At 65.6% G+C, this 3,301-nt stretch carries 2 protein-coding genes; both read left to right on the top strand.

Annotated elements, in window-relative coordinates:
- The first annotated feature begins 49 nt into the window (after nucleotides 1-49).
- Nucleotides 50-481 (top strand): peroxiredoxin, encoded by a 432-nt coding sequence (locus NZM16_RS10440; protein WP_295452123.1) that lies wholly within the window; start codon nucleotides 50-52, stop codon nucleotides 479-481.
- 51 nt (nucleotides 482-532) lie between these two features.
- Nucleotides 533-3,301: hypothetical protein (locus NZM16_RS10445; protein WP_295480281.1), on the top strand; the 2,769-nt coding region annotated here is incomplete at its 3' end.

The following is a 3,301-nucleotide window of genomic DNA, read 5'->3' on the forward strand; positions in this document are numbered from 1 at the left end:
GATCCTTCCCCATTCCGGCGATCGGATCGCCCCACCGGACATCGGGGAGATGGCCCCGGATTTCGCGCTTCCTCGCGAAAACGGGGAGATCCTTCGTCTGAGCGATTATCGAGGTCGATCGAGCGTGGTTCTGGTGTTCTATCGCTCGCCGGGCTGAGGCCCATGCCGCACCCAGCTCGGCGAGCTGCAGCGCGCATATCTCAGCTTCCGGGAACGGAAGGCAGAGATCCTAGCGATCGCCGTTCAGGACATAGAGGGAGCCCAAAGGATGGCCGAGGCGGTGAGCGCGGGGTTTCCGATCCTGGCGGACGTAGACCATCAGGTCGCCGAAGCCTACGGGGTGTTCAACCGCTTCGGAGACGGATTGGCGGCCCCATCGGTATGGATCATCGACGAAGACGGGCGGATTGTGTGGCGCCACATCGGAACCCATCCCGGCGATCGCCCTTCTGCCGAGGAGGTCTGGCGGCATCTTCCCTGAACCACCGTCCGCAGAATCCATGCGGTGATGATCTGCACGGGGAGAGAACTCATGCATCGTAGATTCCTCTGGAATTGGGTCTCGGCTCTGGCGACGGCCTTTCATCCGGTGTGGGTTGGCTTGGAAGGGTTCCGGAAGGCCTCAGTGCTGAGCGCGCCGCTTCCGGCCGCCCGCCCGGGGATCCACCGGCTCCTGCCGGCGTGGTTCGTAACCGGTGCGGCCCCTGAGACCATGCCTTCTTCTCTCCTGCCGGAATGGTTCCAGGGCGCGACGGGCGCCGGATCGAAGGCAGCCCCGTCTTCCGCGTCGGCGGCGTCTTCAGGGGGAGCCGCCTCGATCCTGCCCTCGTGGTTCCACCATCCGCGTTCCGCGCCGGAATTCAACGGCTCCGGATCGGAGGACCACCACACCATCCCCGAATCCGGGGTGACGGTTCTGGGACCTGCCGGGCCGATCCACCATTGCGACGTGGTCACTTTCACCATCGTCGCCGCCAATGACCCGTTCACCGCCACCAACGTGATCATCACCAGCACGATGCCTCCCGGCTTCACGCCGACGCAGATCGTCTTCCCCGTCGGCACAGTAGGCCCCAACCAGGTCATCACCCGCCATGCCGTCTTCTCCGCCACCTGCTCGGCAGTCTCCGGGCAGAACATCGTCACCCTCACCCAGGACGGATATGTCCCCATCGTCCGCTACACCGATTTCGTCGTCAACCCCGGCGCCATCACCGTCCGCAAGGAGCCGGCCGTCGTCCAGGCGAAGGCCGATGAGGTGGTCACCTGGACCGTCTACGTGGAGAACACCGGTTACGGCACCGTTTCCAACGTCCGGGTGACGGATACGCTGGGGAGCGGGCTGCAGTATGTCTCCGGCCTCACCTCCGCCTACTTCATTTCCATCCCCGTCGGCGGCGTGGTCACGTTCCCCATCGCCGCCCGCGTCGTCGGCTGCTCCGGCCTGGAGAACGTGGTCACCGCCACATGGGGCTGCAACGGCGAGGCGTGCCTGACCCCCCAGACGGCCAAGGGGGCGGTGGACCTGCAGATGAGCAACCCGGATCTGGAGTTCTCCCTCCCGGCTTTCAACATCCCCTACTGCGCGGGATCCCGCGTCTTCACCCTCCCGATCCGGAACGTCGGCGACGGCACGGCCTACTCCGGCACCCTGAGCGTGGATCTCTCTCCCTTCAGCGTGACCGTCGCCCCGCCCGCGGCGTATTCCGGCGGTGCGTTTCAGCTGCCTCCGATCGGGCCCGGGGAGACGTATACCCTCGTCTTCACGCTGACGGTTCCCGCCGCGGTTTGCACGATGCCGCGCAGCGGATCCTTCCGCTTTGACCTGAACTACGCCGACCGCTGTGGCCATCCTTACACGGAATTGCCTCAATCGGCCTCCTGGACCCTGGGGAGCGCCCCCGAGCTGAGCGTGGCCAAATCCATGCCCCGGGAGGTGTATCGCGGGGAGACGGTCACGGCCACGATCACCGTGAACGCCAGCGGCCTGACGGGGACGATCGTCGTCACCGACCAGGTGCCGGCAGGCTGGAGCGTGGTGAACCCGGCGGGCGGCAACGTGTTCACCATGGGCGGTGTCACCTACATCACGTGGACCCTGAGCGGCTCCGCCGTCCTCACCCCGGTTTTCGCCACCCCCAGCACGGATGGCTGCGGTTTCTGTGGGGGCGAATTCGTCAACCGGGTCACCGCGGCCGCCCGCGATTGCCAGAACTGCCTCCAAACCGCCACGGCAGAGGCCCGGACCTACCTCCAATGCCATGAGCCGGTGGCCCTTTCCTTCAAACAGGTCTCCGGCCCAGCGGAGATCTGCACCAGCCCGGCCTTCACCTACACCAACATCTACACCTTTGCCAGCACCTTTATCGTCACCCCCACCTGGCAAGGGATGGTGTTCACCGAGACCCTCCCTTACCAGACCTACGTCCCTGGCAGCGCCTCGGTCTGGGTGAGCAACACCTCTCTGGCCTGCGCTGCTGTCTTCTCCGCGTCCGTGGTGGGTGGGATGCTGGTGATCTCGAACATCTCTCCCACCTGCCCGATCGACGTCCCGGGAGCCACGCTGCGGATCTCTTACCAGACTGCGGTGGCTGAACCCGCCGCCTGCTCCGACTTCGAATGGTATGACTGGTCCTACCTCCACCTGGGGGTGACCGGCAACGCAGCGTGCGCCGCCGACGGCGTGATCGAGGAAGGGGTCTTCGTCCAGACTCAGGCCCCAGCCATGAGCCTCTCCCTCTCCGGCCTGCCAGCAAACGTCTCTTCATGCGGTATCTACACGGTCGCTTTGACAGCCCAGCGGACCTCCGCCGTTCCGGCGTATGACGTCGTCCTGGACGTGCCGACCAGCACGTATGCGATCCTGGAGGTCCTGGGGTTCTCCGGCGCCACACCGGTCTACACGGAGACAGATGCCCTGGGCTATCACTGGTATTACTCCGACGCCTTCGCCACGGCGACCACCGGGACGGTCCAGTTGCGGGTGCAGTTGCGCTGTGGAAGCGGAGCCGCGCCCTTCCCGGGGACCCTGCGCTACGACAACCGCTGCGCCGACAACGAGGTCTATCGGGAGCGATGTTCGGTGGGCGGCACACTGGGCTCGCCGCTTATCATCAGGCCGCTCCCCATCCTGACCAAGTTCCCGGAGGTCATCTACGCTCACGGGGATGTCGTCACCTGGACGCTCATCGCCTACAACTCCGGCGCTGGCCCGGCCTACAGCGTGGTGCTGACTGATGCGCTGGGCAGCGGCCTGCGCTATGTGAGTTCCACCATCACCTCCACGCTGGGCTCGGTGGCC

The organism is Thermoflexus sp., assembly GCF_025055495.1.
In the GTDB taxonomy this organism is placed as follows: domain Bacteria; phylum Chloroflexota; class Anaerolineae; order Thermoflexales; family Thermoflexaceae; genus Thermoflexus.